This window comes from Caenispirillum bisanense (genome assembly GCF_039523075.1).
GTDB classification, from domain to species: Bacteria; Pseudomonadota; Alphaproteobacteria; order Rhodospirillales; family Rhodospirillaceae; genus Caenispirillum; species Caenispirillum bisanense.
Window position 1 is genome coordinate 16,578 of record NZ_BAAAEP010000004.1, and the last position, 24,951, is coordinate 41,528.

Here is a 24,951-nt window from a genome sequence, read left to right on the forward strand (position 1 = left end):
TAAATAGGCGGGCATGATCGTACTCGGCATTGAAACCAGCTGCGACGAGACGGCCGCCGCCGTGGTGGACGACTCCGGCCGCATCCTGTCGGAGGTGGTGCTCTCGCAGTTCGAGGAGCATCGCCCCTATGGCGGCGTGGTGCCCGAAATCGCCGCCCGCAGCCACCTGGATCATATCGACCGCCTGGTGGCCGAGGCCATGACGCGCGCCAATATCGGCTTCGACGCGCTGGATGGCGTGGCGGCGACCGCCGGGCCGGGGCTGATCGGCGGCGTCATCGTCGGGGTGATGACCGCCAAGACCATCGCCGCCGTCCACGACAAGCCCTTCCTGGCCGTGAACCACCTGGAGGGCCACGCCCTCACCGCCCGCCTGACCGACGGCGTCGCCTTCCCCTACCTGCTGCTGCTGGTCTCCGGCGGCCATTGCCAGATCCTGGCGGTGGAGGGGGTGGGGCGGTACCGCCGCCTCGGCACCACCATCGACGATGCCGCCGGCGAAGCCTTCGACAAGGTGGCGAAGATGCTCGGCCTCGGCTACCCCGGCGGGCCGGCGGTGCAGCGGGCGGCGGAAGCCGGCGACCCGCGCCGCTTCCCCTTCCCCCGCCCGATGAAGGGCCGGCCGGGCTGCGACTTCTCGTTCTCCGGCCTCAAGACGGCGGTGCGCCAGATGGTGGAACGCCTGCCGCCCGGGCCGCTGACGGCGCAGGACAAGGCCGACCTGGCGGCCGGCTTTCAGGCGGCGGTGGTGGACTCCATCGCCGACCGGGTGAAGCGGGCGGTGGCCGGGTTCAATGGCTCGGCGCTGGTGGTGGCCGGCGGCGTGGCGGCCAACACGGCGCTTCGCGCCAAGCTGCAAGCCCTTGCTGCACAAGCCGGATTGGCGTTCGTTGCACCTCCGTTACGGCTGTGCACGGACAATGCGGCGATGATCGCCTGGGCGGGGCTGGAGCGCCTGAAGGCCGGCCAGAACGACCCGCTCGACTTCAAGCCGCGGCCGCGCTGGCCGCTCGACCCCGAGGCGCCGAAAAGCACCGGCGCCGGCGCGGTCAAGGCGTGACCGCCGCCCCCGCCCTCACCTCCACCTGCGATACCGCCAGCCGCCCCGCCTGACGCTCCAGCACCAGCTGCTGCAGCGCCGGCGGGCGGCGGCCGTCGCGCGCCTCCAGCACCGGGCGATCATCCACCAGCACGCGCAGCGCACCGTCGGCACCGCGTTCCAGGGTCAGGCGGTGGAGGGCGCCATCGGCCAGCGCGGCCGGCAGGGTGGCGGCCCCGAGGCTGCCGGCGCCCAGGCCGCCGGTGCGCTCCAGCACCACCCGGCTGCGCCCCGCCTGCCGTTCCACCGCCAGCCGATAAGCCGCCGGGCGGGCGCCCTGCCCTTCCCCCAGGCTGACGGCGATGGCGTGCTGGCGGTCATCCCCTTCGCGCAGGGTGAAGGCGAGCGTCAGGCGGAACACCGGCGGCACCGCCACCGGCACCGCCAGCCGCGCCGCCTCCGCGGCCGTGGGCGGGGTTGCCTGGGCCACCGGCGGCGGTGTCGGCGGTTGGCCGTCCTGCCGCATACGCTCCACCATGCGGGTGACGGCGGTCAGCTTCTCCTGCAGCAGCTGGGCTTCATCGGGCATGGTGGCGGGTGGTGGCGGCTCCGGGCTGACCGGCGGGCTGACCACCGCCCCGGCCACCGCCTGCCAGCCGCCCGACAGCACCCGCCAGGTCGGATCTCGGCGGAAGTCGCCGTCCTGAAAGCTGTCGCGCAGCACCACATGCGCAAAGGGCTCGTCGTAGCGCGCGACGAGCCCTTGCAACACGATGATCAGGTCTTCCCGCGACTGGCCGTGACGCTCCGCCTCGGCGATGGCGCGGCGCAGGTCGCCCACCAGCGCCTGGGTGCGATCCTGCGCCTGCGCCGCGCCGGCCGTCGCGACGACGGCCAGCAGCGGCAGCAGGATCAGCGGGCGGAGGTTACGCCGGACGGTCGTCGCCATCCTCGGCGTCATCGTCATCCTCGGCGTCGGCGCCTTCGGCTTCGGAGTCGTGGAGGGCATCCAGGCCTTCCTCGCGCAGCAGCGCCTTCATGGCTTCGGGATCGAAGTCGACATCGGCGTCCTCGTCGGCGTCGTCCGCCTCGCCGAGGCTGTCCTCGGCGTCCCAGTCGAGCGCATCCAGGCCGCCGTCGCGGAGGGTCTGCTTGAGGTCGGCCTCGGCTTCCTCGATGGTGGGGACGTGGAGCGCCGCGCCGGCATCGGCCTCGACGTCCGCATCTTCATCGGCGTCGGCGTCCGTCTCGGTCTCCGGCAGATCGACGGCATCCAGGCCGCCTTCCCACACGGTTTCCTTCAGCGCCGCCGGATCGAGGAGGCCTTCTTCCTCGTCCTCGTCGTCGTCCGCCTCACCGACTTCGGCCTCGGCCTCGACCTCTTCCGCCTCGGGCAGATCGACGGCATCAAGGCCGCCTTCCCACACGCTGTCCTTCAGCGCCGGCTCGATGTAGCCGCTGTCTTCGTCGTCTTCGTCCTCGCCGACCTCGGCGGTCGCCAGTTCGGCGGCGATGGCGGCGTCGAGGTCTTCATCCTCGTCCAGCGGATCTTCCGCCGCCCCCAGCTTGTGGGCGCCGTCGGACAGGCGGTGGAGGATGTCGTCCAGCTGTTCCAGGGTGTCGTATTCAATGGTGAGGGCGCCGCCACGACCGGCGAAGGCGATGGACACCTTCAGCCCCAGCAGGGCCGACAGGTCGCGCTCCAGCGCCAGGGTGTCGGAGTCCTTCTGGCCGTTGGCGTTGGCGGCGGTCGCCGCGCCCTTCTTGCGCGGCTGCTTCTTGCCCTCGGTCATCGCCAGCTTTTCGGTCTGGCGGACGTTGAGGCCGCGCGACACCACCCGCTCCGCCAGCACCACCGGGTCTTCGGCGTTCAGCAGGGCGCGGGCGTGGCCGGCGGTGAGCTTGCCTTCGCGCAGCATGCCCTTGACCGGATCGGGCAGGTTGAGCAGGCGCATCATGTTGGCGACGTGGCTGCGGCTCTTGCCGACGGCCTTCGCCAGGTCTTCCTGGGTATGGTGGAATTCATCCATCAGGCGCTGGTAGCCCTCGGATTCCTCCAGCGCCGTCAGATCCTGGCGCTGCAGGTTTTCCACCAGCGCCACTTCCAGCGCCTCGCGGTCGGTGAAGGCCTTGACCAGCACCGGCACGTCGTGCAGCTGCGCCTGCTGCGCCGCCCGCCAGCGGCGTTCGCCGGCGATGATCTCGAACATGTCCGGCTCGTCCGGGTGCACGCGCACCAGGATGGGCTGGATGATGCCCTTTTCGCGGATCGACTCGGCCAGGTCGTCGATGGCCTGCTGGTCGAATTCCTTGCGCGGCTGGAACCGGCCGGAACGCAGGCGGCCGACCGGCACCAGCCGTTCGGCGGTCAGGCGTTCGCTCTGCTCGGCCTCACCCGCCACGGTGCCGGCGGCGGCGACCTCTTCGTCGAGACCCGCTTCGGTATCGCCGAACAGGGCGGAAAGGCCTCGCCCCAGGCCGCGTCGCGCTGCACTCATGCCCGCATCTCCTGCTTCTCGCGCTTCAGAACTTCCCCGGCCAGATGCACATAGGCCTGCGCCCCCTGGGAGCGCAGGTCGTAGAGCAGCACCGGCTTGCCGTGCGACGGCGCCTCCGACACCCGCACGTTGCGCGGGATGACGGTGTCGAACACCTTGGCGCCGAAATAGCCGCGCACGTCGGCGGCCACGGCATCCGACAGGTTGTTGCGGCGGTCGAACATGGTCAGGACGATGCCCTGGATGTCGAGGTCGGGGTTGAAGGCCTTCTTCACCCGCTCGATGGTCTTCACCAGATGGCTCACGCCCTCCAGCGCGAAGAACTCGCATTGCAGCGGCACCATCACCTTGTCGGCCGCCACCAGGGCGTTCAGGGTCAGCAGGCCCAGCGCCGGCGGGCAGTCGATATAGATATAGTCGTAGTCCATGTCGGCCAGTCGGCCAGAAATGGCATCGCGCAGGCGGTGTTCACGCCGGTTGGCGGCCACCAGTTCCAGCTCCGCCCCTGCAAGGTCGACGCTGGAAGGCACCACATCAAGCCCCGGCACATCGCTTTTCACCACGGCCTGGTCCAGCGCCGCCTCGCCCATCAGGACGTGATAGCTGGACACCTTGCGGTTGGAGCGGTTGATGCCAAGGCCCGTGGAGGCATTGCCCTGCGGGTCAAGATCGACGATCAGCACCTTCTTGCGCACGGCAGCCATGGCCGTGGCCAGATTGATGGCGGTGGTGGTCTTGCCGACGCCGCCCTTCTGGTTGGCAATGGCCATGACGCGGGGACGGCGGGTCGGGGACGGGTGGGTCATTTGGGGCGTACCTCTCGCACGCGCAGCACAAGTCCGGTGGAATCGGAGCGGCTGGGGGTCCGGTCTTCGTCGAATATCCAGGTTTTGCGGGCGGAGGTCAATTCCTCCACTATATTTTGGCCCTTCAGGAACAGGCAGACGCCACCCGGCGCGAGCAAAGGCACTGCCAGATCAAGCAATTTTGGCAGCGCAGCAAGGGCGCGGGCGGTGACCACCGGCGCCGTCAGGTCGCGGATGGCCTCGATTCGGGCGCTGTGAACGGTGACGGTGGCGCCGGTCTGGCGGGCGACTTCGCGCAGGAAGGCGCCCTTGCGCTGGTCCGACTCGATCAGGTGGACCTCCGGCACGCCCAGGATCGCCAGCACCAGGCCGGGGAAACCGGCGCCGGAGCCGATGTCGATGAGGCGCGGCACCTCGGGCGGCAGCAGCGGCCACAGCTGTGCCGAATCGAGCATGTGGCGGCGCCACAGGTCGGGCAGCGTCGCCGGGCCGACCAGATTGATGCGCTGCTGCCACTTTTCCAGCAGATCGGCATAGAGCCTCAGGCGGTCCAGTGTTTCACGTGAAACACCGGTCTCGGCCTGGAACTGCTCGGGGGTCATAGGGGGAGGAGGCATGGGGTCCTGTGTTTCACGTGAAACAGCGGGAGCCCCTTATACCCCTCTCAGCCGGCTTCGGCTACAACCTCGTCGCGTTGGGAGCGCTTCACATGCCCCAAAAGCGCGGTGATGGCCGCCGGAGTAACACCAGGAATGCGCGCTGCCGCCCCCAGAGTCGCCGGACGCGCCTGCGCCAGCTTCAGCCGGATTTCCGCTGACAGGCTGCCGACGGTGGCGTAGTCCAGGTCATCGGGCAGCGCCAGCGCCTCGTCGCGGCGGAAGGCGCGGATGTCCGCTTCCTGCCGCGCCAGATAACCGGCGTAGTGGCCTTCGATCTCCAGCTGTTCCGCCACGTCGGGGCGCAGGTCCGCCAGCTCCGGCCACAGGCTGCGCAGGCGGGCCATGTCCACCTCGGGGTAGCCGAGCAGGTCCATGCCGGTGCGGCGGACGCCATCCTGGTTGACCTTGAGGCCGCGGTCGTTCAGTTCCCGCGGGGTCAGCGCCAGGGCCTGAAGCCGCGCCCGGCCCGCGTCCAGCAGCGCCTTCTTCTCCCCGAAGGCGGCGGCGCGGGTGCTGCCGACGCAGCCAAGCTCGATCCCCCGCCCGGTGAGGCGCAGGTCGGCATTATCGGCGCGCAGCAGCAGGCGGTATTCCGCCCGGCTGGTGAACATGCGGTAGGGCTCCTGCGTGCCCAGGGTCACCAGGTCGTCGATCATCACCCCCAGGTAGCCGTCGGCGCGGTCGGGCGTCCAGGCGGGGGAGCCGCTCACCAGCCGGGCCGCGTTCAGGCCGGCGATGAGCCCCTGCCCCGCCGCTTCCTCATACCCGGTGGTGCCGTTGATCTGCCCGGCCAGGAACAGGCCCGGCACCTTGCGGACCTCCAGGCTCGGCCGCAGCTCGCGCGGATCGACGAAATCGTATTCGATGGCGTAGCCGGGGCGGATCATCACCGCCTTCTCCAGGCCGGGGATGAGGGCGATCATCTGCCGCTGCACGTCCTCCGGCAGGCTGGTGGAGATGCCGTTGGGGTAGACGGTTGGGTCGTCGTAGCCCTCCGGCTCCAGGAAAATCTGGTGCCGGTCGCGGTCGCCGAAGCGGACCACCTTGTCTTCGATGGAGGGGCAGTAGCGCGGCCCGATGCTCTGGATCTGCCCGGAGTACATGGGCGCCCGGTGCAGGTTGGCGCGGATGATGTCGTGTACCGCTGCACTGGTATAGGTGACGCCGCAGGCCACCTGCGGCTGGGTGATGGCGGCGGTGAGGTAGGAGAACGGCAGCGGCGGCTCGTCCCCCGGCTGGCTTTCCAGGCCCTCCCAATCGATGGTGCGGCCGTCGAGCCGCGCCGGCGTGCCGGTCTTCAGCCGCCCGAGCGCCAGGCCGACGCGGCCGAGTGTCTGCGACAGGCCGAGCGCCGGCGCCTCGCCCACCCGGCCGGCGGGGGTCTGCACCTCGCCGCAGTGGATCATGCCGCGCAGGAAGGTGCCGGTTGTCAGCACCACGGCGCCGCACGCAATGCGCCGGCCGTCGCCGGTGAGCACCGCCGTCACCTGGCCGCCGACATCCAGTTCCAGGTCTTCCACCGCCCCGGCTGCGATGGTGAGGTTGGCCGTTTCCGCCAACAGATCCTGCACCGCCTGGCGATAGAGCTTGCGGTCGGCCTGGGCGCGCGGGCCCCGCACCGCCGGCCCCTTGCTGCGGTTGAGCATGCGGAACTGGATGCCGCCGCGGTCGATGGCGCGGCCCATGATGCCATCCAGCGCATCCACCTCGCGCACCAGATGCCCCTTGGCCAAGCCGCCGATGGCCGGGTTGCACGACATCTCGCCGATGGTTTCCACCTTGTGGGTCAGCAGCAGGGTGGCCGCGCCCATGCGGGCCGCCGCCGCCGCTGCCTCGGTGCCGGCATGGCCGCCGCCCACCACGATCACGTCATAGCGCTCTGTCATGCTCATCACTTGCCGATACAGAAATCACGAAAGATGACGTCGAGAAGCTCGTCTACCTCGACCCGCCCGGTGATGCGGCCAAGCGCCCGCGCCGCCAGCCGCAGGTCTTCGCCCGCCAGTTCCGGCAGCGCCGCCGCCCGCGCCCGACGCAGGGCGTCCACGCACTCGGTCAACGCCCGGCGATGCCGTTCCCGCGTCAGCGCCGGTGCCCCGCTGCCGCCGGCGAGGCGGGCGCCGACCTCCTCGCCCAGCCGGGCCAGCAGCCGCTCCATCCCCTGACCGGACCGCACCGACAAGGCGAGGCCGGCTCGCCCGGCCACCACCGGATCATCGGGCACCGTCGCCAGATCCGCCTTGTTGACCACCACCAGGGTGGCGTCGTCAACCAGCGACAGGGTGTGGGCATCCAACTGCGGCCACGTTACGCCGTCGAACACCGCCAGCCGCAGGTCGGCCTGTTCGGCCCGTGCCCGCGCCCGGCGGATACCCTCGGACTCGATGGCCTCCGCCGCGTCGCGCAGGCCGGCGGTATCGGCCAGCACAACGGCATAACCGCCCAGGTCGAGGTGAACGTCGACCACGTCGCGGGTGGTGCCGGCGATGTCCGACACGATGGCCGCCTCCCGCCGCGCCAGGGCGTTGAGCAGGCTCGACTTGCCGGCGTTGGGCGGCCCGATGATGGCGATGTGAAAGCCATCGCGCAACCGCTCTCCGCGCCGGCCGTCGTCGAGGTGGGCGGTCATTTCCGCCACCAGGGCCTCCACCGCTCCCCAGATGGCGCCTTCGGCCTCCGGCGGCAGGTCTTCGTCGGGGAAGTCGATGAAGGCTTCGAAGTGGCCGAGCGCCTTCACCAGCCGGCCCCGCCAGTCCTCGATCAGGCGGGCAAGCGCGCCGTCCATCTGCCGCAGGGCCTGGCGGCGCTGGGCGGCGGTCTCGGCGTCGATCAGGTCGGCCAGGGCTTCCGCCTGGGTGAGGTCCATCTTGCCGTTTTCGAAGGCGCGGCGGGTGAACTCGCCCGGCTCCGCCACCCGCAGGCCCTCCTGCGCCGCCAGCAGCGCCATCACCGCATCCAGCACCGCCCGGCTGCCGTGCAGGTGCAGTTCCACCACGTCCTCGCCGGTGAAGCTGGCGGGACCGGGGAAGCGCAGGACGAGGCCATCGTCCACCGGCTCGCCATCGCCATCGCACACCTTCACCCGCCCGGCCCGCCGCGGCGCCGGCAGCGGCGCGCCGGCGGTGAGGGCGGACAGCGCGGCATCGGCCTGCGGCCCGGAAATCCGGACAATAGCCACACCCGCCCGACCAGGGGCCGTGGCGGGGGCGAAGATGGTGTCGGGGGTCATCGTCCTGCTTCTGCGTCTGAGCTTTTGAACCACCAAGGCACCAAGACACCAAGGAGTCGTGCCGGTTGATCTGCCGGCGCCTGTCCCGCCGTCGCACCAGGGGCGGCCGTTTGGTGACTAGGTGCGGCCGCAGGCCGCAGTTTCATTTTCGTGCTGGCCGCCGGCGTTGGTCACCAGGCCCCACCCCCTTGGTGTCTTGGTGCCTTGGTGGTTAAAACCCGCCCTCTCCTACTCCGCCGCCTCGCCCACGCGGGCGGCGATGTCGGTGCGGTCCTTGTCTTCCGGGCGCAGCATCAGGCGCTCCACACGGCCGCCGGCGAGCAGGTGGGTTTCCAGGATCTCGTCGATGTCCGCCGTGGTGCGCACCGCGTACCACACACCTTCGGGGTAGAGGACGATCACCGGCCCCAGTTCGCAGCGGTCGAGGCAACCGGCGGTGTTCACGCGGATGCCGTCGATCTTCAGTTCCTTGGCCCGCGCCTTCATGTAGTTGCGCAGCTTTTCCGCCCCCAGGCGGCCGCAGGAACCGCGCGGGTGGCCTTCCGGCCGGATGTTGGTGCAGGCGAACACATGGGCGCGGTAGTACGGCGCGGGGTCGGCGGACAAAGCGGGCTCCCTACTTGTCGGAAGACGAACTGCCGCCGCCGGCGGACCGGTTGAGCTGCGACCAGAAGAACTTCTGCATCTGCTCGAACCCCTGCACGCTGGCCGGCAGCCAGGTGCGGAACAGGGCTTCCGGCTCCATCGCCTGCAGGTTCTGCATCATGCGGTGCTGGATCTCCTGCAGCATGGCGTCCTGCATGGGCTTCACGTCCGGCAGGCCGAGGAAGCTGCGCGCCTCTTCCGGCGTGCAATCGACATCGACGGTGATCTTCATGGGCTTCCTCTCCCACGTCCGGTTGCAACGGCGGCATGGCAACACAAAGTAAGGCACCGGCACCGCTGGCGCAACGTTTCCCCGCCAGGACCCCCTGACGATCTGCCCGTTTCCGCCCCGGAGGACCGCGCCGTGAACCTGCTCCGCCACGAGACCAGCCCCTACCTTCTGCAGCACGCCGACAACCCGGTGCACTGGCGGCCGTGGGGGGCGGAGGCGCTGGCGGAAGCAAAGGCGCAGGACAAGCCGGTGCTGCTGTCGGTGGGCTATGCCGCCTGCCATTGGTGCCACGTCATGGCCCACGAAAGCTTCGAGGATGAAGACACCGCGGCGGTGATGAACCAGCTGTTCGTCAACATCAAGGTCGACCGCGAGGAACGGCCAGACGTCGACGCCCTGTATCAGACGGCGCTGCAGCTGATGGGCCAGCACGGCGGCTGGCCGCTGACCATGTTCCTCACCCCCGACGGCGAGCCCTTCTGGGGCGGCACCTATTTCCCCGATACCGCCCGCTGGGGTCGGCCGGATTTCGTCAGCGTGCTGCGGCAGATCAGCGAGACCTACCGCACGGCGCCCGACAAGGTGCGCCACAACACCGGCCTGCTGGTGGACGCCCTGCGCCAGAACATGCACCTGCCGCAGTCGTCCGACGGGCCGGCGAGCCTCACCCTGCCGCTGCTCGACCAGGCCGCCGGGGCGCTGGCCGCCCATGTGGACCCGGATTGGGGCGGCCTGCGCGGGGCGCCCAAGTTCCCGGTGGTCTTCGCCTTCGACTCCCTGTGGCGGGCGTGGCGCCGGACCGGCCGGCAGGAACTGCGCGACGCCGTGCTGCTGACGCTCGACCGCATGTGCCAGGGCGGCATCTACGATCATCTGGGCGGCGGCTTCGCGCGCTATTCCACCGATGCGGAATGGCTGGTGCCGCACTTTGAAAAGATGCTCTACGACAACGCCCAGCTCATCGACCTCATGACCAGCGCCTGGCAGGCCACCCGCAGCCCGTTGCTGAAGACGCGCATCGAGGAAACGGTGGAGTGGCTGGAGCGGGAGATGATCGCCGAAACCGGCGCCTTCGCCGCCACCCTGGACGCCGACAGCGAGGGCGAGGAAGGCCGCTACTACGTCTGGGCGGAAGAGGAAATCGACCGCCTGCTGGGCGACGATGCCGAGACGCTGGCGCTGTTCAAGGAAGGCTACGACGTGCGGCCGGAGGGCAACTGGGAAGGCCGCACCATCCTCCACCGCAACCATTCCCACCTGGACGACGATCCGGCCATCGAGCGGCGGCTGGCCCGTGGCCGGGCGCTGCTGCTGCGGGCCCGCGACCGCCGTGTGGCGCCGGGTCGCGACGACAAGGTGCTGGCCGACTGGAACGGGCTGATGATCCACGCCGTCGCCCGCGCCGGCTTCGTGTTCGACCGGCTGGACTGGATCGACCTCGCCCGCAGCGCCTACGACGCCATCCGCGACACCATGACCCGGCCCGGCGGCCGCCTCGGCCACAGCTACCGCAAGGGACGGCTGCAGCCGGTGGCCATGCTGGACGATTACGCCGCCATGATCCGTGCCGCCCTGACGCTGCACCAGGTGACGGCGGAGCCCGCCTTCCTCGGCCACGCCCGCAGCTGGGTGCGGGTGCTGGACGAGGACTATGCCGATGCGGCGGACGGCGGCTACTTCCTCACCAGCCGCTATGCGACGGACCTGATCCTGCGCACCAAGTCGGTGCAGGACAATGCCACCCCCTCCGGCAACGGGCTGATGGCCATCGCGCTGGCGACCCTGTGGCACCTGACCGGCGATGCCGCCTATCGCGACCGCGCCTTGCGCCTCATCCAGGCGTTCGAGCCGGTGTCACTGAACCTCTACCCCCACTCCGCCACCCTGCTCGCCGGTTTCGAGACGCTGGAGGCGGCGGTGCAGGTGGTGATCGTCGGCGATGCCGCCGCCGCCGCGCCGCTGGTGCGGGCCGTGGCGGAGTCGCCGGTACCGACCCTGGTGCTGACCCGCATCGACGCCGCCACCTCCCTGCCGGCGGAGCATCCCGCCCACGGTAAAGGCCGGGTGGAGGGAGCGCCGGCGGCCTATATCTGTCGCGGCCCGGTATGCTCGGCGCCGCTGACCGACGCAGAGGAATTGCGCGCGCAACTGGCGGCGCGGTAACCTTCCGGCTCCGCTTCTCCCGCCCCTCACCGGAGCCCGCCTGCCATGGCCCAGATCTCCCTGCATTCGCCGGTCGGCGACCTGACCCTGTTCGCCTTCGACGACCGCATCGTGGCGCTGGAATGGGGCTGGGTGGAAGACCACGATGAAACGCCGCTGCTGGCCGAAGCGCGCCGCCAGATCGAGGATTACTTCGCCGGCGACCGCGAAGACTTCGACCTGCCGCTCGACCCCGCCGGCGGCACCGCCTTCCAGCGCAAGGTGTGGGCGGTGATGCAGGCGATCCCCTTCGGCCAGGTGCGCACCTATGGCGATGTGGCGGCGGAACTGAACTCGTCGCCGCGCGCCATCGGCACCGCCTGCGGCCGCAACCCCTTGCCCATCCTCATCCCCTGCCATCGCATCGTCGGCACCGGCGGCCGCCTCGGCGGCTATTCGGGGCTGGAGGGGCTGGACACCAAGAAGCGACTGCTGGCGCTGGAAGGCGCCCTGACGCCCGGCTTGGTCTGAGACCGACCAATTACCCAGAACAGAACCCGTGGAGGACCCAGTGGCCACTGTCATTCGCATGGAACAGACCGGCGGACCGGAGGTGATGCGCGTCGTGCAGGCCGAGGTCGGCGACCCCGGCCCCGGCGAGGTGCGCCTGCGCCAGAGCCATTGCGGCGTGAACTACATCGACACCTATCACCGCAGCGGCCTTTACCCGGTGCCGCTGCCCTCCGGCCTCGGGCTTGAGGGTCTCGGCGTGGTGGAGGCCTGCGGCCCCGGCGTCACCGACCTCAAGGAAGGCGACCGCGTCTGCTACGCCACCGGCCCCATCGGCGGCTATGCCGACGTGCGGCTCATCCCGGCCGAGAAGCTCATCCGCCTGCCGGACGGCGTCCGCGACGACCAGATCGGCGGCCACATGCTGCGGGCGATGACGGTGCAATACCTCATCCACCGCACCTATGCCGTCAAGCCGGGCGACACGGTGCTGTTCCATGCCGCCGCCGGTGGCCTGGGTCAGATCGCGGTGCAGTGGCTGAAGCACCTGGGCGCCACCGTCATCGCCACCGTCGGCAGCGAGCAGAAGGCAGAGGTGGCGCGCAAGCTGGGCGCCGACCACGTCATCAACTACTCGACGGAAAACTTCGTCAGCCGCGTGAAGGAGATCACCGACGGCAAGGGCGTGCCGGTGGTCTATGACGGCGTCGGCAAGGCGACGTGGGAGGGCTCGCTGGACTGCCTCGGCCTGCGGGGCCTGATGGTCAGCTTCGGCAATGCCTCGGGTGCCGTCGACTCCTTCGCGCCGGGCATCCTGTCGGCCAAGGGGTCGCTGTACCTCACCCGCCCCACCCTCAACAGCTACACCAGCACGCGGGCCGAACTGGTGGAGACGGCCACCAGCGTGTTCGACGTCATCGCCAAGGGCGCGGTGACCATCGAGCCGGCGGTGGAATATGCCCTCACCGACGCGGTGAAGGCTCACACCGACCTGGAGGGCCGCAAGATCGTCGGATCGACGGTGCTGAAGCCCTGATCGTCTGTTTCACGTGAAACACGACGGCGCCGGCGGGGTCTCCTGCCGGCGCTTTTTCTTTGGGCGCCGGCTTGACCTTCCAGCGGCAGGAACCACCATCTTGCAACCCTGATCGCTTGTCTGCCGGGAGTATGCCATGTCCAGCCTGATCCCCCGCCTCTCCGCCGTTGTTGCCCTGGCCGCCGCGACGGCCGTCGCCCTCGCTGCCCCGGCCGCTGCCAAGGATACCGGCGCCCACCCGCCCTATGCCATGACGGTCTACGAGGTGGTGCGGGCGCCCGGCGGCATGGTCGACCCGGCGGTGATCGCCGCCGACCTGGAGTATGTGTCGGGCATGCGGGAGCATCATGCCGGCGCCCTTACCATGTCGCAGGAATATCTGGAGAAGGGCAGCCACCCGGCGCTGCGGGCCCTGTCCCGCGCCATCATCGCCAACCAGGAATTCGAGATCGCCCTGCTGGACGACGTGCGGGCACAGGTGGAAACGCCGCCGCGGCCGCTGGTGGGATCGCTGGCGCTGCGTCCGGTGGCGCGGGAGGATCTGCGGCACCGCCTGAACTACCTGCCCTCGCCGCCCCCCGCCGTGCGCGCCGCCGCGCGGGCGCCGGTCAGCGAGTACGACGTGCAGTGGGCCAAGGCGATGATCGCCCATCACCAGGGCGCGCTGGAGATGGCGGCCGGCTACAACGCCGATCCCGCCGCCCGCAACGGCGTGCTGCGGCTGCTGAACCTGGACATCATCCAGGACCAGTCCTACGAAATCGCCTGGCTGGAGTCGCTCATCGCCCGCTACCCCGGCGACGCCGAGGCCATCCCGCTGGACCCTGGCATGGTCCACGGCATGCCCATGGGCAGTCACGGTGGCCATGGTGGTCATGGCAGCCATGGCGGTCACGGCGCCCCGGCGGCACCGTCGGGCCACGCCGGCCACACCCACCACTGACCCCCTGCCGCACCGGCAAAGGAAAGGCCCGCGAGGGAACCCCGTCGCGGGCCTTTTTGTCGTTCCACCTGCTCGCGCGGATCAGGTGTTCATGCTGTCGAAGAAGTCGCCGTTGTTCTTGGTTTCCTTGATCTTGGAGACCAGGAATTCCATGGCGTCCTGCGTGCCCATGGGCGACAGGATGCGGCGCAGAACCCACATCTTCGACAGCGTGCCGCGGTCGACCAGCAGCTCTTCCTTGCGGGTGCCGGAGGCGGTGATGTTGATGGCCGGGAAGATGCGCTTGTCCGACAGCTTCCGGTCCATGACGATTTCAGAGTTACCGGTGCCCTTGAACTCTTCGAAGATCACTTCGTCCATGCGGCTGCCGGTTTCGATCAGCGCCGTGCCGATGATGGTCAGCGAGCCGCCTTCCTCGATGTTGCGGGCGGCGCCGAAGAAGCGCTTGGGGCGCTGCAGGGCGTTGGCATCCACACCGCCGGTCAGCACCTTGCCCGACGACGGCACCACCGTGTTGTAGGCGCGCGCCAGGCGGGTGATGGAGTCGAGCAGGATCACGACGTCGCGCTTGTGCTCGACCAGGCGCTTGGCCTTTTCCAGCACCATCTCGGTGACCTGGACGTGGCGGGCGGCTGGCTCGTCGAAGGTGGAGGAGACCACTTCGCCCTTCACGCTGCGCGCCATGTCGGTCACTTCCTCCGGCCGCTCGTCGATGAGCAGCACGATGAGGTAGACCTCCGGGTGGTTGGTGGCGATGGCGTGGGCCAGGTTCTGCAGCATCACGGTCTTGCCGGTGCGCGGCGGCGCCACCAGCAGGGCGCGCTGCCCCTTGCCCAGCGGGGCGACGAGATCGATGACGCGGCAGGTATAGTCCTTGCGCGTCGGATCGTCGATTTCCAGCGTCAGCTTTTCGTTGGGGTAGAGCGGCGTGAGGTTGTCGAAGTTGATGCGATGACGCACCGCCTCCGGTTCCTCGAAGTTGATCTTGTTGACCTTCAGCAGCGCGAAATAGCGCTCGCCGTCCTTCGGCGCCCGGATCTGCCCTTCCACCGTGTCGCCGGTGCGCAGGCCGAAGCGGCGCACCTGGCTCGGGCTGACGTAGATGTCGTCCGGGCCGGGCAGGTAATTCGCCTCCGGCGCCCGCAGGAAGCCGAACCCGTCCTGCAGAATCTCCAGCACGCCGTCGCCGTAGATGGGGGTGTCGTTGTCCGCCAGCTGCTTGAGAATGGCGAACATCATGTCCTGCTTGCGCAGGGAGGAGGCGTTCTCGACCTCGAGGTCCTCGGCGAAGGCGAGCAGCTCGGCGGGCGACTTCTGCTTCAGCTCCTGAAGATGCATGTTCTGTCCAACGATATCAGGGGCAAAGGAAACGGGACGGAGGCGTCCGGGGGGAGAATCGGCGAGGACCGTCGCGGCTGGTGCGTCAGGTGGTTGCCGCGGCCATTCGGGCCGCGACCGCGCCGCTGTCGGGACGGGGTCGTCGCGATGTCGGGTGGGATGCTGAAAAGCGCGGAAACCGGGCGGCCCCGCGATTTTCGGTCACCATACGCAAACGCCCGCCCAAGTCAACACTTCTTGCGGCGCCTTGCCTGACAACAGTTCGTGCGCGGCTTTCGTTCCATGTGTACGTTTTCGGTCGCTTTCCAAGTGGCAACCCCGCCGAAATCGTCGTCAGAACGGCTTGAAGATCACCAAAGGAATGATGACGAGAAGCAGAACCGTCGGCACCTCGTTCATCCAGCGATAGAACACATGGCTGCGCAGGTTGCGGTCGGCCTCGAAGTCCTTGCGCCAGCGGGCGTAGAAGCCGTGCATGGCAGCCATGCCGAGGACCAGCAGCACCTTGGCGTGCATCCAGCCGTCGCTGATCCAGGTGGGGAACAGCAGGAAGCCGGTGATGAACACCAGGATCATGGACGGCGTCATGATGCCGCGCTGCAGCTTGCGCTCCATCACCTTGAACCGTTCCGACGTCGGCGAGCCCTTCTCTTCCATGGCGTGGTAGACGAACAGCCGCGGCAGGTAGAACAGCGCCGCCATCCAGGTGATGATGGCGAGGACGTGCAGGGTCTTGATGGTGTTGTAGAGCGGGCTGGCGAAATCCAGCGGCATGGCGGGCTCCTCAGGCTGTGGTGGGGCACTGGCCGCAGGTGCCGGGGCACAGGCGGCCGCCGCGCTCGCTCACCGGGCCGGTGCCGGAGGTGGCGACGGCCCGCCGCACCAGCCCGGCCAGACCGTCGATGAACGCCGGCGCCGACAGGACGGTCGAAACCCGGCGGTAGAGCGGCACGCCGGACTGATGGGCCAGCTCGCCGTATTCCATGTCCAGCTCCACCAGGGTTTCCGAGTGCTCGGACACGAAGGCGATGGGCACCACCACCAGCGGCCTGCCCTCGCGGCCGGCGGCCTCGATCTCGCTGTCGGTGGCCGGGCCGATCCATTCCAGCGGCCCGACGCGGCTCTGGTAGGTGACGCGCCAGTCCAGGCCGGGCCGGTCGAGCGCCGCCGCCACGGCGGCCGCCGACTGCTCCACCTGCCATTGATACGGGTCGCCGCCGGCGATCACCTTCTTCGGCAGCCCGTGGGCGGAGAACAGCACCCGCGGCGGCGGATGGTCGCCCCGCTCCGCCTCCAGGGCATCCAGCTCCGCGGCCACCAGGGCCGCCTGGGCGCGCACGAAGCCCGGCTCGGTGGGGTAGCAGCAGACGGTGGTGGTGGGCGCATCCAGCCCCGCCGCAGCGGCGTGGTGATGCCAGTGCCTGATCGAACTGCCCGAGGTGGTGCGCGAGTACTGCGGATAGAGCGGCAGCAGCACGATGCGGTCGGGGCCGAACCGTTTCACCTCGGCAACCACATCGGCGGTGAAGGGGTGCCAGTATCGCATGGCGATGAAGGCGCGCGCCTCCACCCCCTCGCCGGCCAGCGCCGCTTCCAGCGCCCGCGCCTGGTCCTGGGTGTGGGGCAGCAGGGGGGAGCGGCCGCCGAGCTTCTCGTAGATCTCCCGCGCCACCGGCGCCCGCCGGCGGCTGATGAATTGCGCCAGCGCCCAGCGCACCGGCGTCGGCGCGCCGATGATGGCAGGGTCGTTGAACAGGTTGAACAGGAACGGGCGGACGGCCTCCAGGCTGTCCGGCCCGCCCAGGTTGAACAGAACGACGGCGATCTTGGTCATCAGGTCCGGGTCCGGCGGCGGGAGGGGCCAACCCGGAACGGGTCAGCCCTGGAAGGAGCGAATACGGTCGGCAAGCTGGGCCACATGCTCCGGCGGGGTCTCCGGAACGATACCGTGGCCGAGATTGAATACGAAAGGTCCGCGTCCGAGGATTTCAAGGATGCGGTCGATTCCGTCATTCATCGCCTGGCCGCCGGTGACCAGCAGGATGGGGTCCAGGTTGCCCTGCACGGTGCAGCGGGTCTGCAGGGTGTCGCGGGCCCATTCCAGCGGCATGGTGGTGTCCAGCGATACGGCATCGACGCCGGTGCGGTCGATGAAGTCGGCATAGAGCAGCCCGGCCCCGCGCGGGAAGCCGATCACCGGCACCCCCGGCCGCGCCGCCTTGACGCGGCGGGTGATCTCGCCGATGGGGCGGGTGACCCAGCGCTCGAAGGCCACTTCCGGCAGCACGCCGGCCCAGCTGTCGAAGATCTGCAGCGCCTCGGCGCCGGCATCCACCTGGGCGATGAGGTAGTCAGTGGTCACGTCCACCAGCAGGCCGATGAGACGGTCGAAGCCCTCCGGGTCGCCGTAGGCCCACTTCTTGGTGGCGGCATAGTCCTTGGAGCCGTGTCCTTCCACCATGTAGGTGGCAACCGTCCAGGGTGCGCCGCAGAACCCGATGAGCGCGGTCGTCTGCGGGATCTCCCTTGATAGCCTCGACACGGTCTCGAACACGGGCGCGAGGTGTCCGAGGACGCGATCCCGCTCCAGTCGCGACAGATCAGCGGCCGACCGCAGGGGATCGAGCTGCGGCCCTTCCCCCTTCACGAAGCGCACCGCCTGCCCGAGGGCATCCGGGATGACCAGGATGTCGGAAAACAGGATGGCGGCGTCGAAGCCGTAGCGGCGCAGCGGCTGCAGCGTCACCTCGACGGCGAAGTCGGGCGTGTAGCACAGCGACAGGAAATCGCCGGCTTCGGCCCGGGTGGCTCGGTATTCCGGCAGGTAGCGGCCGGCCTGGCGCATGAGCCAGAAGGGCGGCGGCGTCAGCGTCTCGCCGTTCAGGGCGCGCAGGAACCGCTTTTCGGAGGTGGTGGCCATGGCGATCTCGGGATCTCGGGTGGTTGTCCCCGGTCCCTCATAACAGAGGGAGGGGTTTTAGGAAAAGGGTTGTGGTTGGATGTAGGGCCTGTGAATCCCGGGGACGACTCGCCGTCCACACGATTGTCCACAGCGACTCGGGCGCCGCCGGCGTGTTTCACGTGAAACTGTGGACCCGGACGGGACGAGCCGCCACACTGTCGCCAGGAACTGCCGAGTCGCAGGCGCGGTGGAGAAGTCTGGGGATAATGTGGATAACTTAACCCGCAGGGGCGGTTCTCCCCGACTCACCCGCTGACACCGCCGACGGCGTGCACAGACTCACCTCCCTCCGGGCGGCTTTTGCCCAAGCGGGGGAGGAATTGGCGGGCGGCCGGCGAGGCCCCCGCTTATCCCCGACTCCCCAGCTTTATCCACAGGCTGCGAGTCGGCTTCGACCACTCCCGGAGGCGCCCTGTGCCCACCCGCACCTTCCATCTTCACCTGGTGTCCGATTCCAGCGGCGAGACGGTCAGCGCCATCGCCCGCGCCTGCCTGGTGCAGCTGCCCGACGTCCACACCGAACAGCATCTGTGGTGGCTGGTGCGCACCCGCGGCCAGGCCATGCGGGTGATCGAGGGCGTGCGGGAACAGCCGGGGGTGATCCTGTGCACCGTGGTCGACCCGGAGATCCGCTCCCTGCTCGAACAGGGCTGCCGCGAGGCGGACGTGCCGTTCATCCCGGTGCTCGACCCGGTGATGCAGACGCTCGGCGCCTACCTGCAAGTGGAGATGGGGCGCCAGCCCGGCCGCCAGCACCTGCCCGACGCCGATTACTTCCGCCGCATCGACGCCATGCACTTCGCCATTGAACTGGACGACGGCCAGGGCATGGACCGGTTGGGCGATGCCGACGTCATCATCATGGGGGTGTCGCGCACGTCCAAGACGCCGACCTGCATGTACCTCGCCAACCGCGGCCTGAAGGCGGCCAACGTGCCCATGGTGCCGGGCATCGGCATCCCGCCGGAGGTGCTGGCCTGTCCGCGGCCGCTGAAGGTGGCGCTTACTCGCGACCCGCGCAGCCTGGCCGACATCCGCCGCACCCGCCTGCGGGTGATGAACGACGCCGCCAACGCCGAATACGCCGACCTGGAACGGGTGCGGGAGGAAGTGCAGGAAGCCCGCCGCATGTTCACCCGCCACGGCTGGCCGGTGATCGACGTCACCCGCCGCTCCATCGAGGAGACGGCGGCGACCATCGTGCAGCTGCACCGCAACCGCCAGGCCAAGCTGACCGGCGGCGGCAGCTGACGTCGCCGCCCTTTTCCGGGGCGGGCGGGGCGGCTATTCTGCCCCACCCACAGTCATGGATGGAGCGTCATGGCCGAGTTGATCCTCGCCTCCGGCAGCCGCACCCGGCAGGCCATGCTGGCCAATGCCGGCGTGCCCTTTGCGGTGGATGTGCCGCGCGTCGATGAAGACGGCATCAAGGCCGCCATGCGAGCCGAAGGCGCACCGCCGGGCGACGTGGCCGAGGCCCTGGCGGAATTGAAGGCCAGCCGCATCAGCCCGCGCTATCCGGGGTTCCTGGTGGTCGGCTGCGATCAGATGCTCGCCTGCGACGGCCGCTGGTTCGACAAGCCGGCCGACCGCGCCGGCGCCCGCGAGCAGCTGCTGGCCCTGCGCGGTCGCACCCACGAGCTGATCTCCTGCGCTGTGGTCATGCGCGACGGCGAACGGCTGTGGCACCACGTCGACCGCGCCAAACTGACCATGCGGCCGTTCACCGAGGCGTTCCTGGACGAGTACCTGGACCGCGCCGGCGAGGCGGTGCTGCATTCGGTCGGCGCCTATCAGCTGGAGGGGCTGGGGGCGCAGCTGTTCAGCCGCGTGCAGGGGGATTATTTCACCATCCTCGGCATGCCGCTGCTGCCGCTGTTGGATTTCGTCCGCAATCACGGGGTGGTGACGCCATGATGGTGTCGGGGAAGGCGCGGGTCGCCGGGGTGATGGGGTGGCCGGTGTCGCATTCGCGGTCGCCGCGCCTGCATGGGTTCTGGCTGCGGCACTACGGCATCGACGGCGCCTATGTACCGCTGCCGGTGCGGCCGGAGGATTTCACCGCCGCCGTGCGGGCGCTGCCCAAGCTGGGCTTCGCCGGCGCCAACATCACCGTGCCGCACAAGGAAGCGGCGCTGGCCGCCTGTGACGAGGCGACGCCGCTCGCCCGTCGGGTGGGGGCGGTCAACACCCTGGTCTGCCGCCCCGACGGCAGCCTGTTCGGCGACAATACCGACGGCTTCGGCTTTCTGGAGAACCTGCGCGCCGGCTGCCCCGGTTGGCGGGCCGATGCCGGCCCGGCGGTGGTGTTGGGGGCCGGCGGCGCGGCGCGGGCCATCGTCGCGGCCCTTCTGGATGCCGGCTGCCCGCAGGTGCGCCTGACCAACCGCACCCGCGAGCGGGCGGCGGACCTGGCCGCCGACCTGGGCGGCGCCATCGAGGTGGTGGCGTGGGAGGAGCGCAGCGCCGCCCTCGCCGGCGCCGGGCTGCTGGTCAATACCACCACCCTCGGCATGACCGGGGCCCCGCCGCTGGACATCGCCCTCGACCCCCTGCCCGCCGCCGCCCTGGTGACCGACATCGTCTATGCGCCGCTGATGACCGACCTGCTGCTGCGGGCGCAGGCGCGCGGCCATGCGGTGGTGGATGGCCTGGGGATGCTGCTGCACCAGGGGCGGCCGGGGTTCGAGTACTGGTTCGGCATCCGCCCGGAGGTGACGGCGGAGCTGCGCGCCGTGGTGCTGGGGGATGCGCCGGCATGATCATCCTGGGGCTCACCGGCTCCATCGCCATGGGCAAGACCACCGCCCACCGCATGCTGGTGCGCCTGGGGGTGCCGGTGCATGACGCCGATGCCACCGTCCATCGCCTGTTCGCCCGCGGCGGCGCGGCGGTGGCGCCGGTGGCGGCGGCCTTTCCCGGCGCGGCGGTGGACGGCGCCATCGACCGCGCCCGGCTGTCGCAGGCGGTGGTCGGCAACGACGCCGCCTTCCGCCGGCTGGAGGCCATCGTCCACCCGCTGGTGCGGGCGGCGGAGGCGGAGTTCCTGAAGCGTCAGCGCCTGGCGCGGGTACCGCTGGTGGCGCTGGACGTGCCGCTGCTGTTCGAGACCGGCGGCGAGGCCCGCTGCCATGCCGTCGCCGTGCTGTCGGCGCCGCTGTTCCTGCAGCGGCTGCGGGTGCTGGCACGCCCGGGCATGACGGAGGCCAAGTTCCAGGCTATCCTGGCGCGCCAGATGCCGGACGCGGAAAAGCGCCGCCGCGCCGACTGGGTGGTGCCGACCGGCCTCGGCCGTGCCTTGACGCGCCGCGCCCTGGCCGGCATCGTGCGCGACCTGCGGGCGGGCCGCCTGCCCCGCCGTTCCCCCGGCCGCCGCCGCCGCAACCCCGAGTGAGCCATGCGCGAGATTGTTCTCGATACCGAAACGACCGGCTTCGAACCCTCGGAAGGCCACCGGCTGGTGGAAATCGGCTGTGTCGAGCTGATCAACCACGTCGCCACCGGCGCCCACTTCCACAAGTACTGCAACCCCGAGCGCGACATGCCGGAGGAAGCGCAGCGCGTCCACGGCCTGTCCATCGAGTTCCTGGCCGACAAGCCGCTGTTCGGCGATATCGTGGATGACTTCCTGGCCTTCGTCGGCTCCAGCCCGCTGATCATCCACAATGCCCAGTTCGACATGAAGTTCATCAATGCCGAACTGGTGCGCTGCGGCCGGGCGCCGCTGCCCATGGAGCAGGCGGTCGACACGGTGCAGATGGCCCGCCGCAAGTTCCCCGGCGCCCCGGCCAGCCTGGATGCCCTGTGCCGCCGCTTCGGCATCGACAACAGCTCGCGCACCTACCACGGCGCCCTGCTCGACGCCCAGCTGCTGGCGGAGGTTTATCTTGAACTGGTGGGCGGGCGCGAGCCGGGGCTGGCGCTCGCCACCGGCGGTCGCGACGGCGACGGCGGCCGCGCCATCCACATCGACCGCCCCTACCGCGCTCCGCGCCCCCATGCGGCAACGCCGGAAGAACTGGCGGCCCATGCCGAGTTCGTCGCCAAGCGGCTGAAGAAGCCGCTGTGGCTGGAACTGGAACCGCCGGCCCCCGCGTCCGCCCCGGCTGCCGCCGACGCTCCGGCCCGCGAACCGCAGCCGGCGTGAGGCCGGCTCAGGCGGCGGTCAGGTGCGGCATTTCTCGAAGGCTTCCTGGGTGCCGCCGCGCAGGTTGTACTTGCGCAGCGTCGTGCCCGACACGGTGAACACCTGGTCGGGGTCGTCGGTCGGCTGCACCAGCCGTTGCAGCTGGAAGAACACGCGGTAGGCCTGCGGGCTGTCGTAGCGGTACTTGCCGCGGGCGAAGCCCCATTCGGTGCGCGAGGTGCGCCAGCGATAGCCGCCGTCGGAAATGATCAGCAGCAGGCTGTCCTCGTCACGGCAGCGGCCTTCCTTGGCCCAGGTGCCGCGCAAGGAGTCCGGCGGCACGTTGACCCAGACGCCGGGCTTGAAGTTGAAGGCATCGGCGCCGGCGCGGCGCAGGTCGGTTTCGGTCCACAGCGACATCAGCCCGAGCACCGCCGGAATGATCACCAGCGCCGCCAGCCCTGCCTTGGCCACCGGGTTCTGCCACCACCGTTCCTCGGCCATACGCCTTTCCCCTTTCCGTTACCCCTTGTGATGATAGCGGAAAGGGCGCCGGCGGTCACCGGCCTGTGCCGAGGCGCCAGCTTTCGATCAGCCAGCGGGAAATGGAGTCGGCGCGCGGCAGCTTCGGCCCGTCGCTGCCGTCGCCCCATTCGCCGAAGCCGGCCAGTTCGTCGCGATGGACCCAGCGGGCGAATTCCAGCTCGGTGGTGTCGATGCGTAGCTCCGTGCTGGCGGCGATGGCCTCGAATCCCAGCATGAGCGACGACGGGAACGGCCACGGCTGGCTGCCGCGATAGCGCACGTCGCGCACGGCGATGCCGGCTTCTTCCCGCACCTCGCGGGCGACCGCTTCCTCCAGCGTCTCGCCCGGTTCGACGAAGCCGGCCAGGGTGGACAGCGCCCCGTCCGGCCACCAGCCCTGACGGCCGAGCAGGCACAGGTCGCCGTCGGTCACCAGCATGATCACCGCCGGATCGGTGCGGGGGAAATGGGGGGCGTTGCAGGCCGGATTGGGGCACTGGCGCTGGTGGCCGCCCTTGCGCACCTCCGTTGCGGTTCCGCAACGGCCGCAGAAGCGATGGGTCTGGTGCCAGAACACCAGCCCGCGGCCATAGGCCAGGATGGCCGCCAGCTCGCGCGGCAGGCGATTGCCGAAGGCCCGCAGGTCGAGCCAGCGGGCATCGGCCGGCAGCCCGGCGGCGGTGTCGCCCGGGCCACGGTCGCGGTCGTCGGGGTCGACGGCCGGCAGGGCGGACAGGTCCTCGGCAAACCAGGCCGTGGCGCCGGTCAGGCCGAGGAAGATCGGCTGCGCGCCGTCGTCCGGCCGCCGCCGCCACAGAGGCGCCCCGCCGGCATCCACCGCATGGCGGCCGTGCCACAGCGGCAGCACCCGCACGTCGGGGCCGGCCAGCAGGGCGGCGGCGTCCTCGCGGCGGTCGTCGGCGCGGTCGAGCCCGGCGCCGGTGTAGTGCGGCGGGCGCAGGGTCATGCGGCGCCGCCCGCCAGTTCCAGCCGGTAGCCGCCCTCGGCGGTCAGCAGCAGGGTGACCTGACCGGGCTTCGGCTCGATCTTCTGGCGCAGGCGGTAGACGTGGGTTTCCAGGGTGTGGGTGGTGACGCCGGCATTGTAGCCCCACACCTCGTCCAGCAGCTGCTCGCGCCCCACCGCCCCGCCGGCGCGGTAGAGGTACTTGAGGATGGCCGTTTCCTTCTCCGTCAGGCGGATGCGGCGGCTGCGCCCCTCGTCGGTGAGCATCTTGGTGGCGGGGTGGAACTTGTAGGGGCCGATCTGGAACACCGCGTCGTCCGAGGCTTCGTGACTGCGGATGTGGGCCCGCAGCCGGGCCAGCAGCACCGCCAGCCGGAACGGCTTGGTGATGTAGTCGTTGGCGCCGGCTTCCAGGCCGGTGATGGTGTCGTCGTCGCTGTCGGCGGCGGTGAGCATCAGGATGGGGCAGCGGATGCCCTCGGCCCGCAAGGCGCGGCAGACGTCGCGGCCGTCGGCGTCGGGCAGGCCGACGTCCAGCAGCACCACGTCGAAGGGACCGTCGGTGGCGGCGATGCGTCGGGCTTCGGCGGCGGTGGGGGCTTCGACGATGGCGGCGAAGTCCTCCTGGGCGGTCAGCTGTTCCACCAGGGAACGACGCAGAAGGTCGTCATCGTCGACCAGAAGCAGGCGGCGTCCAGCGGTCATCGTGTCTGTCCGTATGGGTACCTTGCTGTTCTACCATCGGGCCCGTCATATTTCGATACGGTTATGCCCCTGGCTCCGATCATGCTTGCGAAAGCGGCCTTTTGTGGGCAGACGCGACGGGCTATTGTTCCGGTCCGCTGACAACACAGGTTTCCGATGTCCGATCCTGCCCTGCCCTCCGCCTCTTCCGAAGCCACCGCTGCCGGGCTGACCGCGCCGTTGATCGCGGTCGACCGGGCGACGGCGGAAGTGCGACGCGGCGGCGCCGTCGTGGTGCTGCCGGCGGCCGGCGATGCCGCCGCCCTGGTGCTGGCGGCCGAGGCGGTGACGCCGGCGGCGCTCGATCGCCTGCGCGCCCTGGCCGGTGCCGAGCCGGCGGTGGCGGTGACGGCGCGGCGGGCGCGGCTGCTCGATCTGGCGGCGGAGGAAACCGAGGTGACGCTCATCACCGGCGATCATCCGCTCACCGCCGCCACGCTGCGCGCCCTGGCCGAGCCCGGCGCCGGAGTGGTGGAACACGGCCTGACCGCCACGCCACGGTCGCGGGCGACGGCCGGCACCGCCGCATCGACCGCCTGCTGGCCGGCACC

25 protein-coding genes and 1 pseudogene are annotated in these 24,951 nt (G+C 70.0%); 11 read left to right on the top strand and 15 right to left on the bottom strand.

Annotated elements, in window-relative coordinates; genetic code table 11:
* Positions 1 to 13: 13 nt before the first annotated feature.
* Positions 14 to 1,060: a tRNA (adenosine(37)-N6)-threonylcarbamoyltransferase complex transferase subunit TsaD gene (tsaD, locus tag ABD056_RS03640; RefSeq protein WP_343864504.1), complete on the top strand. Its 1,047-nt coding sequence runs from the start codon at positions 14 to 16 to the stop codon at positions 1,058 to 1,060.
* Here tsaD and ABD056_RS03645 read toward each other — a convergent pair.
* The 8 genes from ABD056_RS03645 to ABD056_RS03680 all read right to left on the bottom strand — a co-directional run bounded on the left by ABD056_RS03645 (position 1,050) and on the right by ABD056_RS03680 (position 9,108).
* Positions 1,050 to 1,988 carry a hypothetical protein gene (locus tag ABD056_RS03645; protein ID WP_343864506.1) on the bottom strand — a complete coding sequence of 313 codons (939 nt, stop codon included), beginning with the start codon at positions 1,986 to 1,988 and terminating at the stop codon, positions 1,050 to 1,052. The genes tsaD and ABD056_RS03645 overlap by 11 nt on opposite strands.
* Positions 1,966 to 3,537: a ParB/RepB/Spo0J family partition protein gene (locus tag ABD056_RS03650; protein ID WP_343864508.1), complete on the bottom strand. Its 1,572-nt coding sequence runs from the start codon at positions 3,535 to 3,537 to the stop codon at positions 1,966 to 1,968. Before ABD056_RS03650 ends, ABD056_RS03645 begins: the two co-directional genes overlap by 23 nt.
* Complete coding sequence (locus ABD056_RS03655) at positions 3,534 to 4,343, bottom strand: ParA family protein (RefSeq protein WP_343864510.1); 810 nt, start codon at positions 4,341 to 4,343, stop codon at positions 3,534 to 3,536. Before ABD056_RS03655 ends, ABD056_RS03650 begins: the two co-directional genes overlap by 4 nt.
* Complete coding sequence (gene rsmG / locus ABD056_RS03660; protein WP_343864671.1) at positions 4,340 to 4,945, bottom strand: 16S rRNA (guanine(527)-N(7))-methyltransferase RsmG; 606 nt, start codon at positions 4,943 to 4,945, stop codon at positions 4,340 to 4,342. The genes ABD056_RS03655 and rsmG overlap by 4 nt, the downstream gene beginning before the upstream one ends.
* A 62-nt stretch (positions 4,946 to 5,007) precedes the next feature.
* Positions 5,008 to 6,888 carry a tRNA uridine-5-carboxymethylaminomethyl(34) synthesis enzyme MnmG gene (mnmG, locus tag ABD056_RS03665; RefSeq protein WP_343864512.1) on the bottom strand — a complete coding sequence of 627 codons (1,881 nt, stop codon included), beginning with the start codon at positions 6,886 to 6,888 and terminating at the stop codon, positions 5,008 to 5,010.
* A gap of 5 nt (positions 6,889 to 6,893) precedes the next feature.
* Positions 6,894 to 8,231: a tRNA uridine-5-carboxymethylaminomethyl(34) synthesis GTPase MnmE gene (mnmE, locus tag ABD056_RS03670; RefSeq protein WP_343864514.1), complete on the bottom strand. Its 1,338-nt coding sequence runs from the start codon at positions 8,229 to 8,231 to the stop codon at positions 6,894 to 6,896.
* Positions 8,232 to 8,459: 228 nt separating this feature from the next.
* Positions 8,460 to 8,837, bottom strand: a complete 378-nt coding sequence (locus tag ABD056_RS03675; RefSeq protein ID WP_343864516.1) for a (2Fe-2S) ferredoxin domain-containing protein — start codon at positions 8,835 to 8,837, stop codon at positions 8,460 to 8,462.
* A 10-nt stretch (positions 8,838 to 8,847) separates the two neighbouring features.
* On the bottom strand, positions 8,848 to 9,108 hold the full coding sequence (locus tag ABD056_RS03680; protein ID WP_343864518.1) for a DUF6489 family protein: 261 nt from the start codon (positions 9,106 to 9,108) through the stop codon (positions 8,848 to 8,850).
* Between the two features lie 132 nt (positions 9,109 to 9,240).
* Here ABD056_RS03680 and ABD056_RS03685 point away from each other — a divergent pair, with 132 nt between their 5' ends.
* The 4 genes from ABD056_RS03685 (at position 9,241) to ABD056_RS03700 (ending at position 13,739) form a co-directional block, all read left to right on the top strand.
* Positions 9,241 to 11,271, top strand: a complete 2,031-nt coding sequence (locus ABD056_RS03685; protein WP_343864520.1) for a thioredoxin domain-containing protein — start codon at positions 9,241 to 9,243, stop codon at positions 11,269 to 11,271.
* Positions 11,272 to 11,316: 45 nt separating this feature from the next.
* Positions 11,317 to 11,781 carry a methylated-DNA--[protein]-cysteine S-methyltransferase gene (locus tag ABD056_RS03690; RefSeq protein ID WP_343864522.1) on the top strand — a complete coding sequence of 155 codons (465 nt, stop codon included), beginning with the start codon at positions 11,317 to 11,319 and terminating at the stop codon, positions 11,779 to 11,781.
* A 40-nt stretch (positions 11,782 to 11,821) separates the two neighbouring features.
* Positions 11,822 to 12,796, top strand: a complete 975-nt coding sequence (locus ABD056_RS03695; RefSeq protein WP_343864524.1) for a quinone oxidoreductase family protein — start codon at positions 11,822 to 11,824, stop codon at positions 12,794 to 12,796.
* A 136-nt stretch (positions 12,797 to 12,932) separates the two neighbouring features.
* Entirely contained in the window at positions 12,933 to 13,739 is an 807-nt protein-coding gene (locus tag ABD056_RS03700) for a DUF305 domain-containing protein (protein ID WP_343864526.1), read from the top strand.
* 81 nt (positions 13,740 to 13,820) lie between these two features.
* Here ABD056_RS03700 and rho read toward each other — a convergent pair whose 3' ends face one another.
* From rho to hemE, 4 genes are all read right to left on the bottom strand, one after another.
* Entirely contained in the window at positions 13,821 to 15,077 is a 1,257-nt protein-coding gene (gene rho, locus ABD056_RS03705; protein WP_343864528.1) for a transcription termination factor Rho, read from the bottom strand.
* A 333-nt stretch (positions 15,078 to 15,410) separates the two neighbouring features.
* On the bottom strand, positions 15,411 to 15,851 hold the full coding sequence (gene hemJ / locus ABD056_RS03710) for a protoporphyrinogen oxidase HemJ (protein ID WP_343864530.1): 441 nt from the start codon (positions 15,849 to 15,851) through the stop codon (positions 15,411 to 15,413).
* A 10-nt stretch (positions 15,852 to 15,861) separates the two neighbouring features.
* A complete protein-coding gene (hemH, locus tag ABD056_RS03715) occupies positions 15,862 to 16,911 on the bottom strand; it encodes a ferrochelatase (RefSeq protein ID WP_343864532.1) in 1,050 nt (349 codons plus the stop codon).
* A 42-nt stretch (positions 16,912 to 16,953) separates the two neighbouring features.
* Positions 16,954 to 18,003: a uroporphyrinogen decarboxylase gene (gene hemE / locus ABD056_RS03720; protein ID WP_343864672.1), complete on the bottom strand. Its 1,050-nt coding sequence runs from the start codon at positions 18,001 to 18,003 to the stop codon at positions 16,954 to 16,956.
* Between the two features lie 450 nt (positions 18,004 to 18,453).
* Here hemE and ABD056_RS03725 point away from each other — a divergent pair, with 450 nt between their 5' ends.
* The 5 genes from ABD056_RS03725 (at position 18,454) to dnaQ (ending at position 22,186) form a co-directional block, all read left to right on the top strand.
* Entirely contained in the window at positions 18,454 to 19,290 is an 837-nt protein-coding gene (locus ABD056_RS03725) for a pyruvate, water dikinase regulatory protein (protein ID WP_343864534.1), read from the top strand.
* Between the two features lie 69 nt (positions 19,291 to 19,359).
* Positions 19,360 to 19,956: a Maf family protein gene (locus ABD056_RS03730; protein WP_343864536.1), complete on the top strand. Its 597-nt coding sequence runs from the start codon at positions 19,360 to 19,362 to the stop codon at positions 19,954 to 19,956.
* Positions 19,956 to 20,801 carry a shikimate dehydrogenase gene (locus ABD056_RS03735; RefSeq protein ID WP_343864674.1) on the top strand — a complete coding sequence of 282 codons (846 nt, stop codon included), beginning with the start codon at positions 19,956 to 19,958 and terminating at the stop codon, positions 20,799 to 20,801. Before ABD056_RS03730 ends, ABD056_RS03735 begins: the two co-directional genes overlap by 1 nt.
* Positions 20,798 to 21,433 carry a dephospho-CoA kinase gene (gene coaE, locus ABD056_RS03740; protein WP_343864538.1) on the top strand — a complete coding sequence of 212 codons (636 nt, stop codon included), beginning with the start codon at positions 20,798 to 20,800 and terminating at the stop codon, positions 21,431 to 21,433. The genes ABD056_RS03735 and coaE overlap by 4 nt, the downstream gene beginning before the upstream one ends.
* A gap of 3 nt (positions 21,434 to 21,436) precedes the next feature.
* A complete protein-coding gene (gene dnaQ, locus ABD056_RS03745) occupies positions 21,437 to 22,186 on the top strand; it encodes a DNA polymerase III subunit epsilon (protein ID WP_343864540.1) in 750 nt (249 codons plus the stop codon).
* Between the two features lie 18 nt (positions 22,187 to 22,204).
* Here dnaQ and ABD056_RS03750 read toward each other — a convergent pair whose 3' ends face one another.
* From ABD056_RS03750 to ABD056_RS03760, 3 genes are read right to left on the bottom strand one after another with little or no spacing between them, the layout of a single operon-like run.
* Positions 22,205 to 22,669: a hypothetical protein gene (locus ABD056_RS03750; RefSeq protein ID WP_343864542.1), complete on the bottom strand. Its 465-nt coding sequence runs from the start codon at positions 22,667 to 22,669 to the stop codon at positions 22,205 to 22,207.
* A gap of 55 nt (positions 22,670 to 22,724) precedes the next feature.
* Positions 22,725 to 23,657: an NAD(+) diphosphatase gene (gene nudC, locus ABD056_RS03755; protein WP_343864544.1), complete on the bottom strand. Its 933-nt coding sequence runs from the start codon at positions 23,655 to 23,657 to the stop codon at positions 22,725 to 22,727.
* On the bottom strand, positions 23,654 to 24,361 hold the full coding sequence (locus tag ABD056_RS03760; RefSeq protein WP_343864546.1) for a response regulator transcription factor: 708 nt from the start codon (positions 24,359 to 24,361) through the stop codon (positions 23,654 to 23,656). Before ABD056_RS03760 ends, nudC begins: the two co-directional genes overlap by 4 nt.
* A gap of 156 nt (positions 24,362 to 24,517) precedes the next feature.
* Between ABD056_RS03760 and ABD056_RS03765 the strand changes: the two are divergent.
* Positions 24,518 to 24,951, top strand: a pseudogene (locus ABD056_RS03765) (hypothetical protein); the annotation flags it as partial.

Coding starts and splice junctions, on each gene's coding strand:
- tsaD (WP_343864504.1), top strand. CDS start 14: ATGATCGTACTCGGCATTGAAACCAGCTGCGACGAGACGGCCGCCGCC.
- ABD056_RS03645 (WP_343864506.1), bottom strand. CDS start 1,988: ATGGCGACGACCGTCCGGCGTAACCTCCGCCCGCTGATCCTGCTGCCG.
- ABD056_RS03650 (WP_343864508.1), bottom strand. CDS start 3,537: ATGAGTGCAGCGCGACGCGGCCTGGGGCGAGGCCTTTCCGCCCTGTTC.
- ABD056_RS03655 (WP_343864510.1), bottom strand. CDS start 4,343: ATGACCCACCCGTCCCCGACCCGCCGTCCCCGCGTCATGGCCATTGCC.
- rsmG (WP_343864671.1), bottom strand. CDS start 4,945: ATGACCCCCGAGCAGTTCCAGGCCGAGACCGGTGTTTCACGTGAAACA.
- mnmG (WP_343864512.1), bottom strand. CDS start 6,888: ATGACAGAGCGCTATGACGTGATCGTGGTGGGCGGCGGCCATGCCGGC.
- mnmE (WP_343864514.1), bottom strand. CDS start 8,231: ATGACCCCCGACACCATCTTCGCCCCCGCCACGGCCCCTGGTCGGGCG.
- ABD056_RS03680 (WP_343864518.1), bottom strand. CDS start 9,108: ATGAAGATCACCGTCGATGTCGATTGCACGCCGGAAGAGGCGCGCAGC.
- ABD056_RS03690 (WP_343864522.1), top strand. CDS start 11,317: ATGGCCCAGATCTCCCTGCATTCGCCGGTCGGCGACCTGACCCTGTTC.
- ABD056_RS03700 (WP_343864526.1), top strand. CDS start 12,933: ATGTCCAGCCTGATCCCCCGCCTCTCCGCCGTTGTTGCCCTGGCCGCC.
- rho (WP_343864528.1), bottom strand. CDS start 15,077: ATGCATCTTCAGGAGCTGAAGCAGAAGTCGCCCGCCGAGCTGCTCGCC.
- hemJ (WP_343864530.1), bottom strand. CDS start 15,851: ATGCCGCTGGATTTCGCCAGCCCGCTCTACAACACCATCAAGACCCTG.
- hemH (WP_343864532.1), bottom strand. CDS start 16,911: ATGACCAAGATCGCCGTCGTTCTGTTCAACCTGGGCGGGCCGGACAGC.
- ABD056_RS03730 (WP_343864536.1), top strand. CDS start 19,360: ATGGCCGAGTTGATCCTCGCCTCCGGCAGCCGCACCCGGCAGGCCATG.
- ABD056_RS03735 (WP_343864674.1), top strand. CDS start 19,956: ATGGTGTCGGGGAAGGCGCGGGTCGCCGGGGTGATGGGGTGGCCGGTG.
- coaE (WP_343864538.1), top strand. CDS start 20,798: ATGATCATCCTGGGGCTCACCGGCTCCATCGCCATGGGCAAGACCACC.
- dnaQ (WP_343864540.1), top strand. CDS start 21,437: ATGCGCGAGATTGTTCTCGATACCGAAACGACCGGCTTCGAACCCTCG.
- ABD056_RS03750 (WP_343864542.1), bottom strand. CDS start 22,669: ATGGCCGAGGAACGGTGGTGGCAGAACCCGGTGGCCAAGGCAGGGCTG.
- nudC (WP_343864544.1), bottom strand. CDS start 23,657: ATGACCCTGCGCCCGCCGCACTACACCGGCGCCGGGCTCGACCGCGCC.
- ABD056_RS03760 (WP_343864546.1), bottom strand. CDS start 24,361: ATGACCGCTGGACGCCGCCTGCTTCTGGTCGACGATGACGACCTTCTG.